Source organism: Prevotella sp. ne3005, from assembly GCF_900110085.1.
GTDB lineage: Bacteria > Bacteroidota > Bacteroidia > Bacteroidales > Bacteroidaceae > Prevotella.
In genome coordinates, this window is record NZ_FOCK01000001.1 from 157,445 (window position 1) to 181,347 (window position 23,903).

Consider the following 23,903-nt stretch of genomic DNA (forward strand, 5'->3'; position numbering starts at 1 on the left):
GCAGCGTCAATACGATATCGTTGATGAAGAAAATTGCGAAGTGGATTGGGATTGCGGTGATAATCCCCATTCTACTGATTATAATACTCGCCGTGTTACTTTATTTACCACCCGTACAAAACTGGGCGGTAAAAAAAGTGGCTGCCATCGCCTCAGAGAAAACAGGCATGGAGATTACGGTGGAGCACGTGAATCTGGAATTTCCCCTTAACCTCGGCATAGGAGGGTTCCGCGCCCTGCACCCCAATGACTCCCTTCCACATGTAACAGACACGATAGCCGACATCGGGAAGATGGTGGTCGATGTACGTCTTTGGCCTTTGCTTGACAAGCAAATCATCATCAACGAGCTCTCAATCCAACAAGCCAAGGTCAACACCAACGGCTTTATCAGTGATGTGCGTATCAAAGGTGACTTCAATGAACTATGGCTCTCTTCAAAAGGTATCGACCTTAATCAGGAAACGGCAGAGATCAACGGACTCAGACTGAAAGAGGCACAATTGGACATCAACCTGACAGACACAGCTGCTGTGGACACCACATCAACATCAGTGAAATGGATTATCAATGCCGACAGCCTCAGCTTCAACAAAAGCAATCTGACATTACATTTGCCTGGCGATACCCTGAACCTGAAGACCAACTTCGACAAAGCCGTTGCCCGCAAGGCCGTCATCGACATCGGGAAAGGCATATATAAGGTGGGCAGCCTCGACTGGAATGGTGGACACTTTGCCTTCAACAACAGATATGAGCCTGAAACAACGGATGGCATCGACTTCTCTCACCTCTTGATGAACGATGTCAACCTCAGGCTCGAATCCTTCAGCTTCACCCCTCAAGGCACCTCACTCTTTGTAAAAAAAGCCTTCTTCAAGGAGAAAAGCGGACTGGTGGTGAGTGAAATGACTGGTGGCGTGACGCTCGATTCCACCTATAATCACATCCGCATGCCACTGATGACGCTTAGGACACCCGATTCGAGCATCATGACTGAGGCAGACTTGGATTTCACTGCCTTCGACAATCAGAATCCAGGACAAATGAAGGTACGCCTCTATGCTCAGCTTGGCAAACAGGATCTGCAGATCTATGCAGGCAAACTGCCCCAGAAGTTCATGGAGCATTTCCCAAACCGGCCACTTATTATCAGAGGTTCGCTTAATGGCAATATGCAGCATCTGGAACTGACGGGCATCGACATCAACCTTGCCACAGCCCTCCATGCTTCAATCGAAGGAACGGCAGACAACGTGACGGATATGAGCCGGCTGAAAGCCGACATCAAGATGGAGGCCAAGACCAAAGAACTGAACTTCATGACAGCCCTCATTGATCCAAAGATGAGTGGCATCTATCGCATACCCAACGGCATGGATCTCAATGCCACCCTGAAAGCCAACGGCACACGCTACACTGCAGACATGACCTTGCACGAAGGTGGTGGCAACGTGAAGATGAAAGGCACAGCGCTTATCCCTCTCAATGCCAAAGGAGAGATGGTGACAGGAAATATGACCTACGATGCAGACATCAGTATCAACCAACTAAACCTGCACCACTTCCTACCTAAAGACTCCATTTACACCCTCGCAGCCGATATCAAGGCAAAGGGACACGGCACAGACCTATTCTCAAGTCAGAGCCGCCTCGATGCCACAGCAAACGTGAGACTGCTGAAATACGGCTACATGAACCTCGACAACCTCACCGCCTCGGCAACACTCGAGAACGGACATGCACAAGCCAGTATCACAGGCCACAACGAGATCTTCGACGGAACCATGTCCGTAGACATGCTGCTCAATAAGAAACAGATAGATGGTACCGTCAGCGCTGATCTCGCCAAAGCCGACCTCTATCAGATGCGACTGCTCGACCAACATCTGACCATCGGCACCCACGGTAGTCTGAAGATTACCTCTGACATGGACCAAACCCACTACGTCAGCGGCCGACTCAACGAGGTCTATGTGAAGGATCTCAAGAAGACCTACAACCCTGGCGATGTAGGCATACTCATCAAGACCAGCCTCGACACCACCGTTGTCAGAGCCCAGAGTGGCGATTTCATCCTGAAGTTTGACGGCAGGGGCGGTTACGAGAAACTACTCTCACAAGCAACCGTCCTCACCGACTCCGTCATGGCCCAGTATAATGACAAGGTCATCAACCAACCAGCCATCAAGGCCCTGCTCCCTGTTGTGAAGCTTCATTTTGAAAGCAAGCGCGAGAATCCCATAGCCAACTTCCTCAGAGCTATTGGCATCGACTTCAAGGACATGGCCGTAGACCTGAACACCTCGCCAGAGACAGGCATCAACGGCACCAGCCATATCTACTCACTCGTCTACGATTCCACCCGTATAGACACTGTACGCCTGAACCTGACACAGAAAGGTGAGCGCCTCAGTTATCAAGGACAGATCTGCAACAACAAGAAAAATCCGCAATTCGTGTTCAATGCCCTTATCGACGGCCATATCCACGAACACGGTGCACTGGCGGGTCTGCGCTATTACGATGCGAAAGGTAAGATGGGTGTGCGCCTCGGAGCCACTGCCGAGATGGAGCAGAATGGCCTGCGCCTTCACCTCCTGCCTGAGCGCCCCACGATAGGTTACAAGGAGTTCAATCTTAACAAAGACAACTTTATCTTCCTGGGTAGTAACAGGAAAATGCAAGCCAAGATAGACCTGATAGCTGATGATAAAACAGGTATCAAGCTCTATACTGAACACCAAGACTCCACCATGCTTCAGGACCTTACCTTGAGCGTAAACCGCCTGGATCTTGGCGAAGTAACCTCTGTGATTCCCTACCTGCCCAAAATCACGGGGCAGTTGAACGGCGACTACCATATCCTGCAGGATCAGAATGAAAAAATCTCCGTGGCCTCTGATATGGCTATCAGGAACATGACTTATGAGGGTTCGGCAATCGGAAATATCAGCACAGAGTTGGTCTACCTGATGAAAGAGGATGACACCCATGCCATTGAGGCCCGGCTCATGCTCGATGACGAAGAGTTTGGACTGCTTAGCGGAACCTATCAAAGTAAGAATGAAGGCTACATCAATGCCACCTTTGACATGAAACATTTCCCCTTGTCATTAGCCAACGGCTTTATTCCTGATCAGATTGTCGGTTTTGAGGGTTATAGTGAGGGACGTTTGTACATCAAAGGCACCACATCCAACTCCCATGTCGACGGGGAGGTGTATGTCGACTCTGCCTACCTTGTCAGTATCCCCTATGGTGTAAGGATGCGCATGGATAATGACCCCATCCGTATCATTGACTCCAAGTTGCTCATTGAGAACTACGGGCTCTATGCCTATAACAACGAGCCTCTGAACTTGATGGGAGAAGTGGATTTCTCGAATCTGAATAATATCACGACCGACCTGAGGATGAGAGCACGTAACCTACTGCTTATCAATGCCAAACAAGAACAGAAGTCAATTGCCTGGGGAAAGGCATTCGTAAACTTTATGGCTCGGGTTCAGGGGCCACTCGAAACGATGAAGATGCGCGGCAGGCTTGATGTCCTAGGAACGACCGACATGACCTATCTGCTACTTGATTCTCCCCTTTCTACCGACAACCGACTGGATGAGTTGGTGAAGTTTACCGACTTCAACGACTCTACCCAGACTGTTATCACCCGCCCCACTCCTTCTGGACTTGATGTCGACCTGACTATCAATGTGGCACAGGGTGCCCATATTGTGTGTAACCTGAATACTGATCAGACCAACTATGTTGACCTGACGGGAGGTGGTGACCTTCGGATGAAGTACAACTCTGAGGGCATCAATCTGACAGGCCGCTACACATTGGCTAGTGGTCAGATGAAATACTCATTGCCCGTCATCCCGCTCAAGACTTTCACAGTGAAAGATGGCAGTTACGTGGAGTTTACAGGCGACCCGATGAACCCGAAACTGAACATTATAGCCACGGAACACACAAAAGCCACCGTCAGCGATGAGGATGGATCCACTCGTAGCGTGGCCTTCGATTGTGGCGTGGAAATCACGAAGACGCTCAATGACATGGGTCTGAAATTCATTATCGAGGCACCACAGGATAATATGATCAACAGCGAGCTGAGCGCCATGTCAGTAGAAGAGCGGGCTAAGATTGCCGTGGCTATGCTGACCACAGGTATGTACCTGAACACCGGCAACTCTGGCAATTTCTCCATGAACTCTGCACTGAGTGCCTTCTTGCAGAGTGAGATTAACAACATCGCAGGATCGGCACTGAAGACCATCGATATCAGTTTCGGCATCGAGAATTCTGTCACCAGCACGGGGCAGGAAACCACCGATTACTCGTTCCAATTCTCCAAACGCCTTTTCAACAATAGGCTGAAGATTGAAATTGGCGGGCTATTGGCTGGAGGAGCCAACGATGTTATGGGGCAGAAGCAATCGTTCTTCGATAATGTATCCATGGAGTATCGCCTGAATCAGGAAGGTACACAAAACCTCAAGCTTTTCTATCAGCAGAACGTATACGACTGGCTGGAAGGCTACACCAGCGAATACGGCGCTGGTTTCATCTGGCGCAGAAAACTAGATAATTTCTGGGATATCTTCCGTTTCTGGCATAAGGAACCGGCACCTGTTCCACAAAGACGACCAGTCGCGAGAACCGACTCAGTCAGGACTGACACCATAAAAGTAGTAAACAATGAGACGAAATAGTATTATTTACATACTCACAACCATGTTCCTCGTTTCGTGCTCGATGACGAAGAATATTCCCGAAGGCGAACAACTTTTCGTGGGTCTGACGAAGATTACCTATGAAGACGAGACTGCCAACTACCCTTACGAAAAGCACCTTGACGCCATGAAGGTGGAGATGGAGGCAGCCCTTGCTACAGAACCCAACGGCTCTCTCTTTGGCAGCAGTTACTACACTGTGCCCTGGTCATGGCACCTTTGGGTATACAACAAATACTCCGGCAAAACCTCTGGCTTTGCCAAATGGATGACCAAAACTTTTGGAAAGCCACCCGTGCTGATGAGTCAGGTCAATCCTGCCCTCCGTGCATCTGTGGCACAGAGCGTGCTCCGTAATAATGGCTATTTCCGCGGCTATGTGAACTACGATATTGTGCCCCAGAAGAATCCTAAAAAGAGCAAGATTGGCTATACCATTCACCTCGATTCCCTGTTCACGCTCGATTCCGTCAGCCACCAGAATTTCCCAGAAGGCATGAAACTACTGATCGATTCTACCCGCGAGGAGAGCCTCATCAAATCCGGTGCTCCTTTCAGCATGACCAACCTTGACGGAGAACGCACCCGTATCAGTACGTTGATGCGCAATAACGGCTACTATTATTATAACCCCAACTACGCCTCCTATCTGGCTGATACCTTTGCCGTTGACAACAAAGCACAGCTGCGTTTCCAGTTGGCCGAGGGACTACCTTCTGAGGCTTTACGGAAATGGTATATCGGCCATATAGATGTGCTGTTCCGCAAATCCTTCCGAGAACAGATGACAGACTCCATCAAACGGCGCGATCTCACCATTCACTATCACGGGAAGCGCTCTCCCATCCGACCAGCTATAGTGCTGAGGAATCTCCGTCTGCGACCACGACAGGAATTCAATTACGACAGGTATCTTGAGTCAACGAGTAAGATCAATGCTACGGGTGTCTTCAGCAGCACGGATTTCCAATTCACACCCAGACCCGACACTGACACCCTTGATCTCAGACTCACATGTACGTTCGACAAGCCCTACGATTTCTATATCGAAGCCAATGCCATCGGACGCACCAACGGGCGCTATGGTCCAGAAGCAAAGATCGGTTTCACAAAACGCAATCTCTTCAGAGGTGCAGAGAAACTCGATATCAATCTGCACGGCGCCTATCAGTGGCAGTCGAGCGGAGGCAGCAAGACGAGTACTTACGAATACGGTGCCGATGCCTCTATTGAGTTCCCACGCATCATCGCACCTTTCTATAATAGCGACCGCATACGCAGAGACCAGAACGGTCGTCCAAGACGCCGCCGATTCTATTCACCTCCCACAACTCTGGCCAAAATATCAACAGATGTTGTACGGCGTCCCGAATACTATAAGATGCACGTTGTATCAGGAGAATGGTCTTATCGTTGGCAGACTTCTGAGAGCAGCCGTCATGAATTCTCACCCCTGACAGTAAAATACCAGTTCAAGAATAGTACCACGGATAAGTATGAAGAAATCGTTGGCAAGAATTTTTATTTGGCCACGGCCATGGACGACTACTTCATCCCAAAGATGCGCTATACCTATACCTACACCAGTCCGGCAACCCTGCGCAACCCTATCCGTTGGGAAACCACCATCGAAGAAGCCGGTAATATCATATCGCTTGTAGATGTAGCATGTGGCAGGCAATTCAACACGAAAAACAAAGAACTCTTTAAGACCCCATACTCCCAGTTCCTTAGGTTGGAAACGGATCTGACCAAGACATGGTCTATTGGTACATCATCGAAGCTCGTAGGACATCTCAATGCCGGTATTATCTGGAGTTACGGTAACAGCGAGGAACCTCCTTTCAGTGAGATGTTCTACGTAGGTGGTGCTAACAGCATCCGTGCCTTCAGTGTACGTGATATAGGCCCGGGCCATTTCGATGATCTTGAAGAGAAAGACCGTCAGTTTAATTACGTCTTCCGTAACGGCGAGTCGAGGTTCGTTGCCAACCTCGAATACCGCATGCCGTTATTCGGCAACCTCCATGGAGCCGTTTTCCTTGATGCCGGTAATGTATGGACTGTCAATACCACCCCCTTTTCTGAGGAAGAAATAGAAGGAGCAGACTCGTTAGAACTCCTGGCATATATGCTGTTTTACAATAAATGGGCAGATCAGTCTAAATTCAGAATCTCCAAACTCTTCGACGATATTGCCCTTGGTACGGGTATCGGTCTGCGTTACGACTTAGGGTTCCTGGTGGTTCGTGTTGATTGGGGAATAGCACTGCATTGTCCTCACGATACAGGCAAGTCGGGCTATTTCAACATTAATCGCTTTAAAGATGCCCAGACACTGAATTTTGCCATTGGTTATCCATTCTAATGTTAAGGCGCGTTAATACGTGGCTGGATAAAAAAAAAATTCGTATCTTTGCAGACAAATTTTGAAACTCTAATATAATCAAGTTTATGAAACCAACTTTATTTCTGCTTGCAGCAGGTATGGGCAGCCGTTATGGCGGTCTGAAGCAGCTTGATGGTCTGGGACCCAACGGTGAGACCATCATGGACTACAGTATTTACGATGCCATCCAAGCCGGATTCGGCAAGATTGTGTGGGTTATCCGTAAGGATTTTGAGGAGCAGTTCCGCACACAGATTCTCGCCAAGTATGAAGGTAAGGTAAAGTGCGAACTCTGTTTCCAGGCACTCGATGCCCTGCCAGCAGGCTTCAGCGTACCCGAAGGCCGTCAGAAGCCTTGGGGAACTAACCACGCCGTACTGATGGGTAAGGATGTCATCAAGGAGCCCTTCTGCGTCATCAACTGCGACGACTTCTACAACCGTGATGCTTTCATGGTGATTGGCAAGTATCTGGCCAATCTGCCCGAGGGTGCCAAGAACCAATATGCCATGGTGGGCTTCCGCGTAGGTAACACCCTCTCTGAGAATGGTACTGTTGCCCGTGGCATCTGCTCTAAGAACGAGAAGGGTCACCTGACCACCGTTGTAGAGCGTACGGAGATCGTGCGCTGTGCTGAGGACGGTTCGAATGCCGGTGCCGCCAGCGAGCCTATCCGCTATAAGGATGAGAACGGCCAGTGGGTCGTGGTGGAAGATAACACACCAGTATCCATGAACATGTGGGGTTTCACCCCCGACTACTTCGAGTACTCGGAGGAATACTTCAAGGAATTCCTCAGTGATCCGAAGAATATGGAGAACCTGAAGGCCGAGTTCTTTATCCCCCTGATGGTCAACAAGCTCATCAACGAAGGCACTGCCACTGTTGAGGTGCTCGACACCACCTCGAAATGGTTTGGTGTGACCTATGCCGCTGACCGTGATGCCACCGTGGCTCGCATCAAGCAACTCGTCGACGAGGGCGTATATCCCAATAAACTGTTTTAAATGAATATCGATATTTTAAGTGAAGATCAGCTGGTTCAACTGGACCAGCTGATTTCTCATGCTGAAAACATTATCATCACCTGCCACAAGAGTCCTGACGGCGATGCCATCGGCTCCTGTTTAGGATGGGCAGAGTACCTGCGTTCCAGAGGTAAGGAGCCTACGGTCATTGTGCCCGACCAATATCCCGACTTTCTCCTCTGGCTGCCCAATACCGAAAAGATCGTACGTTATGACAAGCACAAGGAGAAGTGCGACATGCTCTTCAAGATTGCAGACTTGATTTTCTGTCTTGACTACAACACGCCAAGCCGTGTGGAAGACATGCAGGAGGCACTGGTCAGTTCACCAGCCCCCCGTGTACTCATCGATCATCACCTAAACCCCGACGTGCCTGCCGTCCTCACCATCTCCTTACCTGAAGCCTGTAGCACCTGCGAGCTTGTGTTTCGCATCGTCTGGCAGATGGGTGGATTTGAGAAACTCGACAAGCACTTTGCCGCCCCCATCTATTGCGGTATGATGACGGATACTGGCGGATTCCTTTGGAACAGCACCCGGTGCGAGATTTACTTCATCATCGGCGAACTGCTGACCAAGCGTATAGACAAGGATAAGATCTACCGCAATGTCTACCACAATTACTCAGAAAACCGCATCCGCCTGATGGGGTATGTCATGTATGAGAAGCTAGTATATCTGCCTAAGTTCAATGCTGCCTACTACACATTGACAAGAGAAGAGCAGAAACGCTTTAACTTTATCAAAGGCGATGCCGAGGGACTGGTCAACATCCCCCAGCAGATTAAAGGTCTGAAGCTTTCCATCTCACTCCGTGAAGATTCCGACAAGCCCAACCTGATATGGGTCAGTCTGCGCTCTGTCGATGACTTTCCCTGTAACCTGATGGCAGAGCAGTTCTTCAACGGAGGTGGTCACCTGAATGCATCCGGTGGACGAATTAACGGAACGATGGAAGAAGCCGTGGAGATAGTCAAGAAAGCCATCATTGCCTACGAAAACAAGTTAAAGTAGCCTAATATTGACGTTGTTTGAGATTTTATTCGTAATTTTGCACCGTCATACAGAAAAAAAGATGAAGAAATTTCTAATCATACTGATTGCCTTCACAGCTGTTCTCATCAGTTGTAACAACTATGAGACCTATGGCGACAAGAAAGACAAGGAGCGCAATGCCATCAGCAAGTTCATTGCCGACTCGTCGATCATGGTCATTTCCGAGAGTCAGTTCGAACAGCAAGGCAACACCACAAATCTTGCCCGTAACGAATTTGTCAAGCTTAGCAAGAGCGGTGTCTATCTTCAGATAGTCCGCGAGGGCTGTGGTACAATGGTAGAAGACGGAGAGAACGTGAACTTAGTATGTCGTTTTGAAGAATTTGACATCATGAACGACACGTTGAGTCTTTGCAACAACACCAACACCCTGCTCTACTACGGCAAAGGCCTGGCGGCTATTCCTGACATTATGAAGGTCAGCCGTAAAAGCGGTGCCTATACTGCCAGCTTCACCAGTGGCATGATGTACAACATCTATGGAGCCACGGTGCCTGCAGGCTGGCTCGTCCCCCTGCCATACGTTAAGGTGGGTCGCCCCGAGGCTAACGATCAGGAGTGTGCCAAGGTGCGCATCATCGTTCCCCATTCTCAGGGGCACGCCAGTGCTTCAAGCAACGTGAGACCCTTTTATTACGTTATCACTTTCATGCGTGAATCATAAATTATTATTGATATGACATTAATCAAATCCATCTCCGGTATCCGCGGAACCATTGGCGGACCCACTGGAGATACATTGAATCCATTAGACATCGTTAAGTTTACCACAGCCTATGCCCAGTTTATCGGGAAGACTGTCAAGGACAAGAAGCCTTTGATCGTTGTAGGACGTGATGGTCGTATCTCCGGTCTGATGGTGCGTAACGTAGTAGTAGGCACCCTGATGGGCATGGGATATGATGTCATCGATATCGGCTATGCCACAACCCCTACCACAGAGTTGGCTGTACGCATGGCTGGTGCCGATGGTGGTATTATCATCACCGCATCGCATAATCCCCGTCAGTGGAACGCCCTGAAGCTGCTTAATAGTGAAGGTGAGTTCCTGACAGCTGCCGATGGTGCAGAGGTCTTGGCCAATGCCGAAGCCGAAAACTTCAACTATGCCGAGGTCGACAAGTTGGGAACGCTGACAATTGATGACTCGTTCAACCAGCGCCATATTGACTCTGTGCTCCAGCTGAAGCTTGTCGACGTGGAAGCCATCAAGAAGCGTCAGTTCCGTGTCTGTGTGGACACCATCAACTCTGTAGGTGGAATCATCCTGCCCGACTTGTTCAAGGCTCTTGGTGTAGACTACGAGATACTCAATGGCGACTGCACAGGTGACTTTGCCCACAACCCCGAGCCACTGGAGAAGAACCTTCATGGCATCATGGGCAAGATGAAGCAAGGCGGCTTCGACCTCGGTATCGTGGTGGATCCCGATGTAGACCGTCTGGCCTTTATCTGCGAAGACGGAAAAATGTTCGGTGAGGAATACACCCTTGTCAGCGTGGCCGACTATGTGCTGAGCCACACTAAGGGAAACACCGTTTCAAATCTGAGTAGCACCCGTGCCTTGCGTGATGTGACAGAGAAACATGGTGGCCAGTACACCGCTGCCGCTGTAGGCGAGGTCAACGTTACCACGAAGATGAAGGAAGTAGGAGCCGTGATTGGCGGCGAAGGCAATGGTGGTGTCATCTACCCTGAGAGCCACTACGGCCGTGATGCCCTCGTTGGCATCGCCCTGTTCCTCTCATCGTTGGCTCAGAAGGGCTGCACTGTCAGCGAGCTCCGCTCTACCTTCCCCGACTACCAGATTGCCAAGAACCGCATCGACCTCACCCCAGAGACCGATGTCGACGCCATTCTGGTAAAGGTCAAGGAGATGTTCGCCAAGGACAACTCGGCCGTCGTCAACGACATCGATGGTGTCAAGATCGATTTCCCCGACCGCTGGGTACACCTGCGTAAGTCGAACACCGAGCCCATTATCCGTGTCTACAGCGAGGCTCAGACCATGGAACTGGCCGACGACTTAGGCAAGCAGCTTATGCAAGTGGTCTACGGGATGTAGAAAGCTGTTTGCGGACGACACGCTTCTTGCGGAGGAACTCCAGACGCTCTTGTGCGTGCTGTCTCGAGATATACAGCTGATGACCATACACAAGGCAGGCAGCAAAGAAATAGGCTGCAGCCTGAATCCAAAGAAACCAGATCTCGGGTGCGACGTCGCTGACGCTCGCACCCATTGTATTCATCCTGACAAACGCACGCACGCCGAAGGTACTGGGGAAGAGCCATGAGATGCCCTGCCAATAGCCTGGGATAGCCGACTGCGGCCAGGAGACGCCCGTCAGGAAGAGTAGCGGCAATGAGATAAATACCACGAGCAACATCACATTCTCTCGATAGCGCACCAGACAGGATACCGTCATGCCGAAGAACACACATGCCAGCAGATATGGAATCATGATGGTGAGCAGGTTCTGGATAGAGGCAAGCTGTGGGAAGTGGAAGAGCCGCGGCACGACAAGCGTCAGGTAAGCAGCCATGACGGCAAAGATCATCAGATAACAGAGGGATTTCCCGAAGACAACGCGCCCTACCCCATCATAACAGGGATGAATGGGTAAAAGATCACCATAGCGGTTACTCTCACGGGCCGTACCTGCGGAAAGACCGATTCCCAGCACTAACGTCTGCTGGAGAATCAGAATCAGCACAGCCGGCAATACAGAAGAGCCATAGCCACCCTGGGGATTAAACATCACCACTTCCTCAAAGTCGAGCGGACGGGTCACGATAGCCTCTTCACGACTGGTATACAGTCCCGACACCTTCTTTTGTATCTCTGCGCCCATCGACTGTGAAACAGCCATTGCCGTTTGGTAAATCGCCTTATAGGTAAGCATCAGTGCCATGTCGCAATAGACACTAACGGTGGCCTGTTCCATCCTGTTCAGACGTGTGTTGAAGTCAGATGGAATCAAGTAGATTCCTTTGACAATCTGTCGGCTGACGAGTGACTGCGCATCATCGAGATCCTCGGCATAACAGGCCACACGGACATCGGGCGAGGCATCACACATGCGGACAAACTGGCGCGACTGCTGTGAATGAGACAGGTCGACCACTACCACAGGCACCTCATGGATCGTCTCGTTATTATAAATCCACGAGTAGAGCAACGGATAGACAAGGGGCACGATGATAAAGAAGATAAGTACGCCCTCATCACGAAACGCCTGTCTCATCTCCTGACGCCAGACGTAGGCTGCATCCTGGATGCGCTGAAATATGGTTGTGTTAGGGAATATAGACATAAGTAAGCATTGCGTTTTTAATCTTACGGATAACGAACCACGGCAGCAGTGTGAAACCAACAAGGGCCACGAAGTGGAACCACGCGTCGATCAAGGGGAAACCATTAAACACCGTAATCTGATAAAGCATGTAGTAATGACGCAGTGGGAACAGCCAGGTCAGGGCCTGAAGGGGTGCGTCCATACCCATCACAGGATAGGCGGAACCCACTAACGAGAAACTAAGCACTGCCCATAGCGAACAGACACTCATCGACATACGGAGCGACGGCATCAGACCGAAGGCAAAGATACCGAAGCCGATGGAGCCGAACACCTGGAGCACTGCCAGCAGCACAATCATCCACCAGTTGCCAACATGCGGGAACTGGATGATGTTGTAAATATAGAACTCATAAAAGAAAATCAACACCAGGAACACGAGGGCCTGAGGCAGGAACTTACCAAGGATGGCCACCACAATGTTTCCTTCGGCCTTTTCAATCCACTCCTTGCCTCGTCCGAACTTCAGTTCCATACCTAAGGAATAGGCAGAGATGAGGAACATGAAGAGCATCATGATTCCTGGCACGAAAACGGTCGAGAGATAGAGGTTGTAGTTGGTCCACGGATTGGCTATCTGGTGGAGGTCAATGCGAATGGGCTGAAGAAAAGCCTGTATCTGCTGAGGGGTATACCCCTTGGCCCGCATCGTGGCCTGCCCTACTGCGGCAGAACCGAGGTTGGAGATGGTCTTCAGATCTTTCATCAGCAAGGCTCCCGACATGATGGAAGCCATGTTGTAATAATACGAGATCTTCGGCTGGCGACTGGCAAGCAGGTCATCCGTCGTTCCGTGTGGTATATAGAGAAACGCATAGATCTCATTTCTCTGGATGGCCTGACGGGCTGTGGCCACACTCGGATAGTGGGCGACGACCCTTGAACTCTGGAATGCATCAAGACGACGTATCAGTCCACGTGAGGTCGACGTGTTGTCAAGGTCTACGACACCCACAGGCATATCCTCAGGCAGTCCCTCATCCATCAGCGTGGTAAAGAATATCAATGCCAATAGAGGGAATACCACCATGCAGAAGCCGTAAATGCGATTCTTATAGAGAATCGCGCACTCACGCTTGGCTATCGTCCAGATATTATTGAGGTATCTCACTTCTTACTCTTCACTTTTTCACTTGATAATAAGTGACATGCCAGGACGCAGACCGTCAAGCTTCTCCACAGGACGGGCCTTCACCTCAAAGGTCTTCAGGTCGTACTGGCCGTTGGTCTTTGTAGCCTTCCATACCGCATAGGAGCCCTGATCCTTCAGATAATAGACCTTCATCTTCACCTCTTTATTAAAGGCAGGCACGAAAGCTGAAAACTCAGAGCCCACCTTCATACCATTCAGCTGGTCTTCACGTACATTGAATGTGCCCCACATATCGTCCATCACGGCAATCGACATGATGGGAGAGCCAGTGCCAACGAGCTCACCCACCTTGGGATAGATATCGGCCACCTCGCCCTCCATCTGGGCCACCTGTACCGTTTCGTGGATATAGCTGTTCACCTCACGGACAGCACCACGTGCACGACCCACCTGGGCGGCAGCTGCCATCTTATCCTCCACACGGGCACCGTTGACAGCCATGTCATACTGACTCTGGGCAGCCTTCATCTGAGCCTCCATGGCCTTGTAGTTGGCATAGGCCTCATCACGCTTCTGGGCACTCATCACGCCCTCGTCATAAAGACGCTGCACACGGTTATACGACTTCTCTGCAATCTCAAGACCAGCCTTGGCCTGCTGGAGCACATTGAAAGCACCACGCACCTGTTCCTCACGGGCACCGTTCTGAGCCTTCAGTTCCAGGGCGGCAGCAGCGCTCTCGGCACTCTGGGCCTGTTCCATCTTGGCACGCACCTCGGGAGCGTCAAGGATGGCAAGCGTATCGCCCACCTTCACATAGTCGCCTTCCTTCACCCGTAGCTCAAGAATACGTCCGGGCACCTTACTCGACACACGATACTCACTGACCTCCACCTGTCCCTGAATCGTATCAGGCTGACGGTCAAGGGCTAGAAAACCAATCAGGGCAACGATAATGATCACTGTCACAAATCCTGCAATGGCAAGCAGAATATTGTTATGTTGACTTTTTGCTGACATAATATATAATTATCTATTATCAATCTTCAATTTTCAATCTTCAACCTTCAATTACTCCAGCGTTCCGAGGGCCTTCTGGAGATCCACCTGCGAGAGCTTCACGTCAATCTCTGCATCAATCTTCTGCGACTGAGCCTGAAGCCAGGCCGTCTGGGCCTCCAGCACTGTGGCGGGCGTAATCACCCCCTCCTGGAATCCAAGATTAGCCGTGCGGAGATTCTCGTTGGCTCGTTGGATATTAGCCTGAGCCATCACGAGTTTCTTGTTCGCCTCACCCATCTTGAAGTTGCTTTGGTTCACCTGCAGTTCAATCTTCTCACGGGCCTCTGCCAGTTCGAGATTAGCAATGCTGGTGGCACCCTTCGAGGCACGCACCTTATACATCACGTCGCCCCAGTTCCATAGTGGTACGCGCACCTGCACGCCGATATGCCAGAAGCCACCGAACTGTTTCTGGTAGCCATTGAGCAGATTGGGGTTGCTGATAGCATAGCCACCCGTCAGCCCCACCTGAGGCAGATTACCTGCACGGAGCACGTTGGTGGCCTGCTTGGAGAGGTCGACGGTATTCTGGAGCATCTTCAGTTCCGGACGATTTGCCATGGCTACGGATGCATCACCCGACACGCCAGCACCTTCTGCGTTTTCTTCCGACAGGTCTGTGCTCTGCTCGTCCTCCAGGATCACCTGTTCGTTCAAGGGGATGCCACAGAGTTGGTTGAGAAGCATGCGCGAGAGTACGAGCCCGTCGTCCACCTTCATCACAGCCATCTCTGCCTCGTTCACCTTCACGTCGACACTCAGTCCGTCGCTTCTGGTGGCCACGCCCTCGTCGATCATCTTATGGACATCCGAGTCCAGTTTCTTGACCAGGTCGAGATAGCTCTCTGCCAACTGCTTCTTGTGATGGAGCGACACCACCTGCCAGTAGGCCATATCAATATGGTAGAGCGTAGCCTGACGTCGGGCATCGAGCGTATTCTCTGCTATTCTTTCATTGATATCAGCCATCTTGTTGAGGGCGATGATACTACCACCCATGAAGATGGGTTGAGTGAAAAGGATACTACCTGCCCAGACATTACGTGTATCGGTATTCAGGGCATCCACGATCTGCTGCCCCTGGGCATTCAGGATCTGCTGGAGACCAGCCGTCAGTCCCGTCATGTTCTTCTGCAGGTCGCCCATCATCCCCTGCACTTGAGCAGGGGGCACGCCCAACTGCACGAAGGCATTACCCATCTGGGCAAAAGAGTTCTCAAGTCCAGCCATCTGAGGTTGCAGGCCTCCTACAGCCTCCGTACCCATCTGGGGCAGGCTTTTCTTCTGGGCGTCGTTCAACAGTGAGATGGCCTCACTCGTGTGCTCATAGGTACCTATGGCACTGATGTGGGGCAAATACTTTGTACGCGCCGATTTGCGGATGTTGGCTGCCACGTTCTGCTTGAGCTTGGAGATACCCAGCTGCTTATTGTTCTGCAGGGCCATCTGTCGACAACTGTCGAGCGAAAGCACCCGCTGGGCTGTCATTGGTATCACCATCATGCAGAGGAGGCCTCCCAACCATCTTAAACTAATTTGCATCATAATCCAATTATTGACACTTCTAATCAGGTGCAAAGGTACGGCATTTCAGTGAAACCACAAAGAGAAATGGTCTTTTCTTTGTTTAACCTTGTTTAATTTTAAGATTATTACCGAAATTTCGACCAATTTTTGCAGTTTTCCTGCTCATTATTTGGTAGTTAAATGAAAATAACGTATATTTGCAGCAGTGTAAAGGCTAAGTCTATGAATAAGAGAGGGTTTCTCTATCGCACATTTGACCTCTACTATGAGGGGTTCAAGTCGATGCGCCTCGGGCGTACGCTCTGGGCCATCATACTCATCAAGCTGTTCATTATCTTTGCTGTACTGAAGCTGTTCTTCTTCCCCGACTTCCTTAAGACGCATGCCGGGGACGACAAGGCAGGCTATGTGGCCACCGAGCTCGTAGACCGTGCCACGGAGTAGAAATCACAAACGTAAATATTACAGATATGTTCAATCAGCTAATCTTATCTATCGATGCCGACACCATCGATTGGTCGAGGGCCCAATTCGCCCTGACGGCCATTTACCACTGGCTCTTTGTGCCCCTGACCCTCGGACTGGCGGTCATCATGGGCATCATGGAGACCAAGTACTATCGCACGAAGGACCAGTTCTGGAAAGACACTGCCATCTTCTGGCAGAAGCTCTTCGGAATCAACTTCGCCATGGGTGTCGCCACAGGTATCATCCTCGAATTCGAGTTTGGTACCAACTGGAGCAACTACTCCTGGTTCGTAGGCGACATCTTCGGAGCCCCACTGGCTGTCGAGGGTATCGTGGCCTTCTTCATGGAGTCCACCTTCGTGGCTGTGATGTTCTTCGGTTGGAAGAAGGTATCGCCAGGCTTCCATCTTGCCTCGACATGGCTCACTGGCCTTGGCGCCACCATCTCCGCCTGGTGGATCCTGGTGGCCAACGCGTGGATGCAGTATCCCGTTGGCTGCGAGTTCAATCCCGACACCATGCGCAACGAGATGGTCAGCTTTGCCGAGGTGGCACTCTCGCCCTTCGCCGTCAGCAAGTTCTGCCACACCGTCACCTCTGCCTGGATCATCGGTGGTGTCTTCTGCGTAGGCGTCTGCTGCTGGTATCTGATGAAGAAGCGCGACACGAAGATGGCTCTCGAGAGCATCAAGATCGGAGCTGGCGTAGGTTTGGTGGCCTCGCTGTTGGCAGCTGCCACTGGCCATAAGTCGGCTCAGGATGTGGCCGCTGTGCAACCCATGAAGCTGGCAGCCATGGAGGCACTCTACGATGGCGGCAACGGCGTTGGGCTCAAAGTGATTGAAGGCATCGAGGTGCCTTACGCCCTCTCGTTCATGGCCACCAACGACTTTCAGGGCTATGTGCCTGGCGTCAACGATATCCTCAACGGTTATACCACATCCGACGGTAAGGTAGAGCCCTCCGTCGACGAGAAGATAGAGCGAGGCAAGAAGGCCATCACAGCGCTGGCTGCTTATCGTGCTGCCAAATTCGAGTCGAGCGACGACGGTTCGACAGCAGCCGCCCATCTGAAGGTGTTGCAGGAGAACATGCCGTACTTCGGCTATGGCTATATCAAGGACAAGAACGATGTCGTGCCTCCCATCGCCGTCAACTTCTGGGCTTTCCGCATCATGGTGGGAATGGGATGCCTGTTCATCCTCTTCTTTGCCGTAGTACTGGCAGGTGCCTACCGATGGCCGAAGTTCCTGTTTGCCCATCGCGACATCACAGCCCTGCCCTCGTGGCACTACTGGATAGCCATCGCCCTCATCCCCCTGGGCTATATCGCCTCTGAGAGCGGCTGGCTGGTAGCAGAGTTCGGACGTCAGCCATGGACCATTCAGGACATGCTTCCCACGTGGGCAGCCGTCAGCGACCTCCAGTCGGCCAGCGTCATCATCACCTTCTTCCTCTTCCTGATTCTCTTCTCCACCATGCTGGCTGTAGAGATCAACATCATGCTCAAACAAATTAAGAAAGGACCCGAATTATGACATACGAATTCTTACAGCATTACTGGTGTTTCATCGTATCACTGCTTGGAGCCATCTTAGTGTTCCTGCTCTTCGTTCAGGGCGCCAACTCCGTGGCACGATCCTTAGGTTACACTGAGGAAGGACGCCGACTCGTCTATAACTCCACAGGCCGTAAATGGGAGTTCACCTTCACCACGCTCGTCACCTTCGGAGGAGCCTTCTTTGCCTCCTTCCCCCTCTTCTACTCCACCTCGTTTGGCGGTGCCTACTGGCTGTGGATGATCATCCTCTTCACCTTCGTGTTGCAGGCCGTCAGCTACGAGTTCCAGAACAAGATCGGCAACATTCTGGGACCGAAGACCTTCCAGTTCTTCCTCACGCTCAACGGCATCGTAGGACCATTGCTCTTAGGTGGGGCGGTGGCCACCTTCTTCGAGGGTTCCAACTTCCTCGTAGCCAAGGACAATCTGATTGACGCGGGTGCCATCACACCCATCATCTCGCGCTGGGCCAATGCCTCCCACGGCCTCGATGCCCTGCTCAACCCCTGGGTACTGGTACTGGGCTTCGCCGTGGTATTCCTGGCCCGCGTGCTGGGCATCCTCTACGTGATGAACAACGTGGCCGACGAGGACATCCGCTCGCGTGGCAGTGTGCGACTGATTGGTGCAGCCGTGCCCTTCCTCGTGCTCTTCGTGGCCTATCTCGTCCACCTGTTGCTCAAGGATGGCTTCGCCGTCAACGAAGAGGGCATCATCTACATGGAGCCCTATAAGTATCTCAACAACTTCCTGGAGATGTGGTACCTCACCGTCATATTATTAATAGGTGTCGTTCTGGTGCTGTTCGGCATCGGCAAGACCATCCTCTCGAAGAATTATGTGGGTGGCATCTGGCCTGCGGGCTTCGGCACCGTGCTCACCGTGCTGTCCCTGCTGCTCTGCTCGGCATGGAACAATACGGCCTACTACCCCTCAACGGCCGACCTCCAGTCGTCGCTCACCATCCAGAACTCCTGCTCGAGTGAGTTCACGCTCACCACCATGTTCTACGTCTCGCTGCTCGTGCCCTTCGTGCTGGCCTACATTGTCTATGCCTGGCGCGCCATTGATAACAAAAAACTCACAAAAGATGAAATCAAAGAAGATCACGCTTATTAATCGTCTGCTCACATGGCTGGGCATCGGCACCTCGTCGATGCTCTTCATCGCCTGCTATGGGGCTGCTCCCCGTGGCTATGCTGTCATCGACAACGACGACTCCATCGCCGTGGTCATGGGCGACAGCGTGGCTGCCACCTTCGATATAGCCTCAAATGATACGGAGCCGGCAGCTGCCGACTCCGCAAAGGTGGTGGACGAAGAGTAGCCCGGGAGCTACTTACTTCTTCGCAAAAAGTTCGTCGAGGAAAGGATAGAATGCCGGATCCTCGCCAACGACCACTTTCACAAGCTTCCCCTCAGGGTCGATGATCACCTTCGTGGGGAAGCCTTCTACGTTATACATCTCTTTGATAGCCTGCACCTTCTCGTCAGGACAACGCACCTGCAGCCAAGGCATCTGGAGCTGATCGACGGCAGCCCTCCAACTCTCTTCCGTGTCATGGCAGTCAACACCCAGAATTTCCATCTTGTCCTTGTGCTTGGCGTAGGCCTCCTTCATCTTGGGGACACCACGGATGCACCATACACACCAGGAGCCCCAAAAGTCGAGCACCACATACTTGCCTCGCAGGGAGGACAGTTTCAGAGGATTGCCCTGAAGGTTGGGCAGTTCGAAGTCAGGCGCCAGATCGGCAGCCTCCGCCTCTTGTGCCTCAGGCGCAGCGGCCTCAGTAGTCTCAACAGCAGCCGTCTCGTTAGTCTTTGCCTGCTGTTTGCACGAAGTCACTAATGTCATGGTGGTTGCCATCAGTGCAATGGCCATAAAAGTCTTCTTCATCATTGTCTCTTTTACATTTTCGGGGCAAAGGTATGAAATTTCCCCGAGACCACCAACGGTTTCGAGGAAATTCTTCATCCCTCCCTGTCATCCCGACTACCATTCCTGTCATCTCGAGCGCCCCCATTTGTCATCTCGAGCGCAGTCGAGGGATCTCACGTCTGTATAAACGCCGTCTTTCTCCGATTCTCTCGTGGTCGTTTCTCTCGGATTTGCGAGGGCGCAAATTTGCGCTCTCGCCTAGGACAAAATCAGAGTCCCTTCCGTCCCTTTGTCGCAACACCCATGTCGAGGGGACAATGGGACAACGGGACAAGAACGTTTTTGAAAAAGGACAAAATAGTCTTAATTTATAATTATATATTATATATATTATAATATATATAATATATAAAAGTATTTTCGTGCTTTTTTGAGTCAAACCAAAAAAGCTTCCTGTCCCGTTGTCCCATTGTCCCATTACGTTTGACACATAGATCTTATGTATCTTCATCACAATAAAATATTCTTGACAAAACAATATTCTTACATCACCCACAAAATATGCCTCCAATGAAAGTCGGAGTTTGGTCGGAGGAAAGTGGATGTTTCCTCCGAGTAAAGTCTGAGTTTGGTCGGAGGAAACCTCAAGCGTGCTATATGGGTCTAAAAAGGCAGCTCTACAGCTGCCCAAGGTGTTGATAAATAATATTTACTTCTGACGGAAGAAACGTGCGGCGTTTCAATTGCGTAAGGTGCTTTGCGGTGGCTACGCACACCGAGCCTGCCGGTACGGCAGGCTAGTAGACAAGGAGACAGGGAGTTCAGGGAGTTCTTGGACGAGCCAAGCGGCAAAGCCGAGTCCAGGACGATACTCCAAAGGCTGAAAGACCCGCAGAACATATGTCTTGGACTCCTTGAACTCCTTGAACTCCTAGTCTCCTAAATTTTTAATTCTTTAATAATTAGTATTATGACTAAGAAAGAGACTTTGAAGTGGACGCTGCAGATCATAGCGTCGGTAATCACGGCCGTACTGACGGCATTGGGCACCACCTCGTGCATGGGGATGTAAGCAAAGGGGGCTGGCGATTTAGTTCGTCTGCCCCTTTGGTTTTATTATATTGATTTTTGAGCGGGAGATCTATCGCGTTAGGATCTGCTCTGCGTGTTCTTTGGTTTTTACTTGTTTGCCTGCGAAGATCTGCTCGATGACACCTTCTTCATTGATAATAAAGGTGGTGCGGATGGTGCCCATGGTCTTTTTGCCATACATCGATTTCTCGCCCCATGCGCCCATCGCCTCCAGAAGCTCATGGTTGATGTCTGCTATCAAGGGGAAGGGCAACTCATACTTCTCCTTGAACTTCACATGCGAGGCGGCGGAGTCCTTGCTTACACCCACCACCTCATAGCCTTTGCCCTGCAGCTCTCCGTAGTGATCGCGCAAGCTGCATGCCTCAGCCGTACAGCCGCTCGTATTGTCCTTCGGATAGAAGTAGAGCACTAACTTACGACCCTTGTAATCACTCAGACGGATCTTACGTCCCTGTTCGTCTTTGCCCAGAATCTCAGGCGCCTTGTCTCCAATGTTCATCATACAGATGTTTTTAAACCTTATTTAGATATAGAATTCACTGGCATCTATCAGTCCGGCACGGAGGGCATATTTCACGGCCTCGTGGGCCGTGTTGATGCCCAGTTTGCGGAAGATGTTTTTCCGATGGGTGGTGACGGTGTGGATGCTCGAGAAGCGTTCGGCGGCGATTTCCTTGGTGGTCTTACCCAGGGCGATGGCCTTCACTATCTCCGTTTCCGTAGCCGTCAGGATGTCGGGTTTCTCGTCATCCTGCTGTTGGGAGATGATGGCTTCCAATGCCCGTTGGCTGAGGTAACGTGTATGACGGCTAACGGCCTGCAGGGCCTCACGTATCTCACTCATCGGACCATCCTTGAACACCAGACTGAACTGATGGGAGGAGTAGACCACACGACGGATGAACTGAGGGGTCAGCTCGTCGCTGATAAGGATCCACTCCGACAGACTGAAGCGCTCGGCCACAATCAGCAGCTGGTCTTCGTCGGAGAAATCAAACAGGGTATAGTCCAGGAACACAACAGCGTCTTCGTGTCCCTTCAGCAACTCTATCAGGCCTGCCTTGTCCACTGCACGGAAGACAGCACTACCTTCGTCGCGCTTCAGCAGACTCTGCAGTGCATAGCCCGTCAGTTCTTGATTATCTGCAATAATATAATTCCTCATACTGTGTCGGCAAAGTTACGAAATTAAAAGCAATCTGCCAAATCTTTTGGAAGGTTTGACAGATTACGCATTACTTTTTTAACTCTTCATTTTTCAAATTCCTACATTTTCACATTTTTCATTTTTACATTCTTACATTTTTATATTTTATCAAGTGCCTGTGCGAGGTCGTCGATGATGTCGTCGATGTGCTCAGTACCGATGGAGAGGCGTACGGTCGAGGGCGTGATGTGCTGTTCGGCCAGTTCCTCGGGCGAGAGCTGAGAGTGGGTGGTGGTGTAAGGATGGATCACCAGGCTCTTCACATCGGCCACGTTGGCCAGCAGCGAGAAGATCTGCAGGGCATCGATGAATTTCCACGCCTCTTCCTGACCGCCCTTCACTTCAAAGGTGAAGATGCTGCCGCCGCCGTTGGGGAAGTACTTCTTGTAGAGCTGGTGGTCGTGATGACTCTCCAGGGCCGGATGGTGAACAGCAGCCACCTTCGGGTGGTTAGCGAGGAAATCGACCACCTTCAGGGCGTTCTCCACATGACGCTCCACACGCAGGCTCAAGGTCTCGACACCCTGCAGCAGGATGAAGGCATTGAACGGAGAGATGGTGGCACCAGTGTCGCGCAGGATGACGGCACGGATACGGGTGACGTAAGCAGCAGCGCCTACGGCGTCGGCAAAGACGATGCCATGATACGAGGGATCGGGCTTGGAGAGCGAGGGGAACTTGTCGTTCTGTTTCCAGTCGAACTTACCACCGTCGACGATGACACCACCCAGGGAGGTACCATGACCACCGAGGAACTTCGTGGCGGAGTGTACCACAATGTCGGCACCATGCTCCAGCGGGCGGATGAGGTAAGGCGTGCCGAAAGTGTTATCCACAATGAAGGGGATGCCATGCTTATGGGCTACGGCCGCAACGCCCTCGAGGTCAAGTACATCACTATTAGGATTACCAAACGTTTCGGCATATACTACTTTTGTGTTGGGTTGGATAGCTGCCTCGAGGGCTGCGAGGTCGTTGACATTGATGATTGTATTACTGATGCCCTGAGTAGCCAGCGTGTGGGTGATCAGGTTGTAGGAACCGCCATAGAGGTTGTCGGCAGCCACGATGTGATCGCCAGCCTGAACGATGTTCTGCAGCGCGTAGGTGATGGCGGCAGCACCAGAGGCTACTGCGAGACCTGCCACGCCACCCTCAAGGGCAGCCACACGATCCTCGAACACACCCTGAGTGGAGTTGGTCAGACGGCCGTAGATATTACCTGCATCGCGGAGGCCGAAACGGTCGGCAGCGTGCTGTGAGTTACGGAACACATACGAGGTGGTCTGATAGATGGGCACCGCACGAGCGTCGGTAGCGGGGTCGGCCTGTTCCTGGCCTACATGAAGCTGTAAAGTCTCAAACTTGTAATTCTTTGTACTCATAATCTTATCCTTTCTTTTTATTTGTTATTATTATGTTTATTTTCACGGTGCAAAG

The 23,903-nt window shown here is 51.2% G+C and carries 19 protein-coding genes; 11 read left to right on the plus strand and 8 right to left on the minus strand.

The genetic code is table 11. From position 1 onward, the window contains the following. Nucleotides 1-23: 23 nt before the first annotated feature. From BMY16_RS00660 to glmM, 6 genes are all read left to right on the plus strand, one after another. A complete protein-coding gene (locus tag BMY16_RS00660; protein WP_091838688.1) occupies nucleotides 24-4,718 on the plus strand; it encodes a translocation/assembly module TamB domain-containing protein in 4,695 nt (1,564 codons plus the stop codon). After that, nucleotides 4,705-7,107 carry a translocation and assembly module lipoprotein TamL gene (locus BMY16_RS00665; protein ID WP_091838691.1) on the plus strand — a complete coding sequence of 801 codons (2,403 nt, stop codon included), beginning with the start codon at nucleotides 4,705-4,707 and terminating at the stop codon, nucleotides 7,105-7,107. Before BMY16_RS00660 ends, BMY16_RS00665 begins: the two co-directional genes overlap by 14 nt. Before the next feature lie 86 nt (nucleotides 7,108-7,193). Continuing rightward, nucleotides 7,194-8,135 carry a glycosyltransferase family protein gene (locus BMY16_RS00670; protein ID WP_091838693.1) on the plus strand — a complete coding sequence of 314 codons (942 nt, stop codon included), beginning with the start codon at nucleotides 7,194-7,196 and terminating at the stop codon, nucleotides 8,133-8,135. Further along, nucleotides 8,136-9,170 carry a DHH family phosphoesterase gene (locus tag BMY16_RS00675; RefSeq protein ID WP_091838696.1) on the plus strand — a complete coding sequence of 345 codons (1,035 nt, stop codon included), beginning with the start codon at nucleotides 8,136-8,138 and terminating at the stop codon, nucleotides 9,168-9,170. Nucleotides 9,171-9,231: 61 nt separating this feature from the next. Then, on the plus strand, nucleotides 9,232-9,876 hold the full coding sequence (locus BMY16_RS00680; protein WP_091838699.1) for a DUF4827 domain-containing protein: 645 nt from the start codon (nucleotides 9,232-9,234) through the stop codon (nucleotides 9,874-9,876). A gap of 12 nt (nucleotides 9,877-9,888) precedes the next feature. Continuing rightward, nucleotides 9,889-11,277, plus strand: a complete 1,389-nt coding sequence (glmM, locus tag BMY16_RS00685; RefSeq protein WP_091838702.1) for a phosphoglucosamine mutase — start codon at nucleotides 9,889-9,891, stop codon at nucleotides 11,275-11,277. Here glmM and BMY16_RS00690 read toward each other — a convergent pair. The 4 genes from BMY16_RS00690 to BMY16_RS00705 are packed head-to-tail and all read right to left on the minus strand — an operon-like array spanning nucleotide 11,252 to nucleotide 16,268. Then, nucleotides 11,252-12,526, minus strand: coding sequence for an ABC transporter permease (locus BMY16_RS00690; protein ID WP_091838705.1), 1,275 nt, complete (start codon nucleotides 12,524-12,526; stop codon nucleotides 11,252-11,254). The genes glmM and BMY16_RS00690 overlap by 26 nt on opposite strands. Then, nucleotides 12,510-13,679, minus strand: coding sequence for an ABC transporter permease (locus tag BMY16_RS00695; protein ID WP_244512800.1), 1,170 nt, complete (start codon nucleotides 13,677-13,679; stop codon nucleotides 12,510-12,512). Before BMY16_RS00695 ends, BMY16_RS00690 begins: the two co-directional genes overlap by 17 nt. A gap of 18 nt (nucleotides 13,680-13,697) precedes the next feature. Next, entirely contained in the window at nucleotides 13,698-14,681 is a 984-nt protein-coding gene (locus BMY16_RS00700; RefSeq protein ID WP_091838707.1) for an HlyD family secretion protein, read from the minus strand. 51 nt (nucleotides 14,682-14,732) lie between these two features. Continuing rightward, nucleotides 14,733-16,268 (minus strand): TolC family protein, encoded by a 1,536-nt coding sequence (locus BMY16_RS00705; protein WP_317614769.1) that lies wholly within the window; start codon nucleotides 16,266-16,268, stop codon nucleotides 14,733-14,735. A 204-nt stretch (nucleotides 16,269-16,472) separates the two neighbouring features. On the opposite strand from BMY16_RS00705, the gene BMY16_RS00710 reads away from it, so the two are divergent. From BMY16_RS00710 to BMY16_RS00725, 4 genes are read left to right on the plus strand one after another with little or no spacing between them, the layout of a single operon-like run. Then, nucleotides 16,473-16,694: a DUF4492 domain-containing protein gene (locus tag BMY16_RS00710; protein WP_091838710.1), complete on the plus strand. Its 222-nt coding sequence runs from the start codon at nucleotides 16,473-16,475 to the stop codon at nucleotides 16,692-16,694. Between the two features lie 26 nt (nucleotides 16,695-16,720). Next, nucleotides 16,721-18,256 (plus strand): cytochrome ubiquinol oxidase subunit I, encoded by a 1,536-nt coding sequence (locus BMY16_RS00715; protein ID WP_091838713.1) that lies wholly within the window; start codon nucleotides 16,721-16,723, stop codon nucleotides 18,254-18,256. Beyond that, nucleotides 18,253-19,398, plus strand: coding sequence for a cytochrome d ubiquinol oxidase subunit II (locus BMY16_RS00720; protein ID WP_091838715.1), 1,146 nt, complete (start codon nucleotides 18,253-18,255; stop codon nucleotides 19,396-19,398). The genes BMY16_RS00715 and BMY16_RS00720 overlap by 4 nt, the downstream gene beginning before the upstream one ends. Continuing rightward, nucleotides 19,370-19,606: a hypothetical protein gene (locus BMY16_RS00725; RefSeq protein ID WP_091838718.1), complete on the plus strand. Its 237-nt coding sequence runs from the start codon at nucleotides 19,370-19,372 to the stop codon at nucleotides 19,604-19,606. Before BMY16_RS00720 ends, BMY16_RS00725 begins: the two co-directional genes overlap by 29 nt. A 12-nt stretch (nucleotides 19,607-19,618) precedes the next feature. On the opposite strand, the gene BMY16_RS00730 is transcribed toward BMY16_RS00725, so the two are convergent. After that, a complete protein-coding gene (locus BMY16_RS00730) occupies nucleotides 19,619-20,182 on the minus strand; it encodes a peroxiredoxin family protein (RefSeq protein ID WP_317614770.1) in 564 nt (187 codons plus the stop codon). A gap of 949 nt (nucleotides 20,183-21,131) precedes the next feature. Here BMY16_RS00730 and BMY16_RS15390 point away from each other — a divergent pair. Then, on the plus strand, nucleotides 21,132-21,233 hold the full coding sequence (locus BMY16_RS15390; RefSeq protein ID WP_170835955.1) for a smalltalk protein: 102 nt from the start codon (nucleotides 21,132-21,134) through the stop codon (nucleotides 21,231-21,233). 69 nt (nucleotides 21,234-21,302) lie between these two features. On the opposite strand, the gene bcp is transcribed toward BMY16_RS15390, so the two are convergent. From bcp to BMY16_RS00745, 3 genes are all read right to left on the minus strand, one after another. Then, the gene (gene bcp, locus BMY16_RS00735; RefSeq protein ID WP_091839807.1) at nucleotides 21,303-21,755 is read right to left on the minus strand and encodes a thioredoxin-dependent thiol peroxidase; all 453 of its coding nucleotides are present in this window, start codon (nucleotides 21,753-21,755) and stop codon (nucleotides 21,303-21,305) included. A 24-nt stretch (nucleotides 21,756-21,779) separates the two neighbouring features. Next, nucleotides 21,780-22,421 carry a helix-turn-helix transcriptional regulator gene (locus tag BMY16_RS00740; RefSeq protein ID WP_091838720.1) on the minus strand — a complete coding sequence of 214 codons (642 nt, stop codon included), beginning with the start codon at nucleotides 22,419-22,421 and terminating at the stop codon, nucleotides 21,780-21,782. Between the two features lie 140 nt (nucleotides 22,422-22,561). Further along, on the minus strand, nucleotides 22,562-23,848 hold the full coding sequence (locus BMY16_RS00745) for an O-acetylhomoserine aminocarboxypropyltransferase/cysteine synthase family protein (RefSeq protein WP_091838723.1): 1,287 nt from the start codon (nucleotides 23,846-23,848) through the stop codon (nucleotides 22,562-22,564). Nucleotides 23,849-23,903 lie beyond the last annotated feature (55 nt).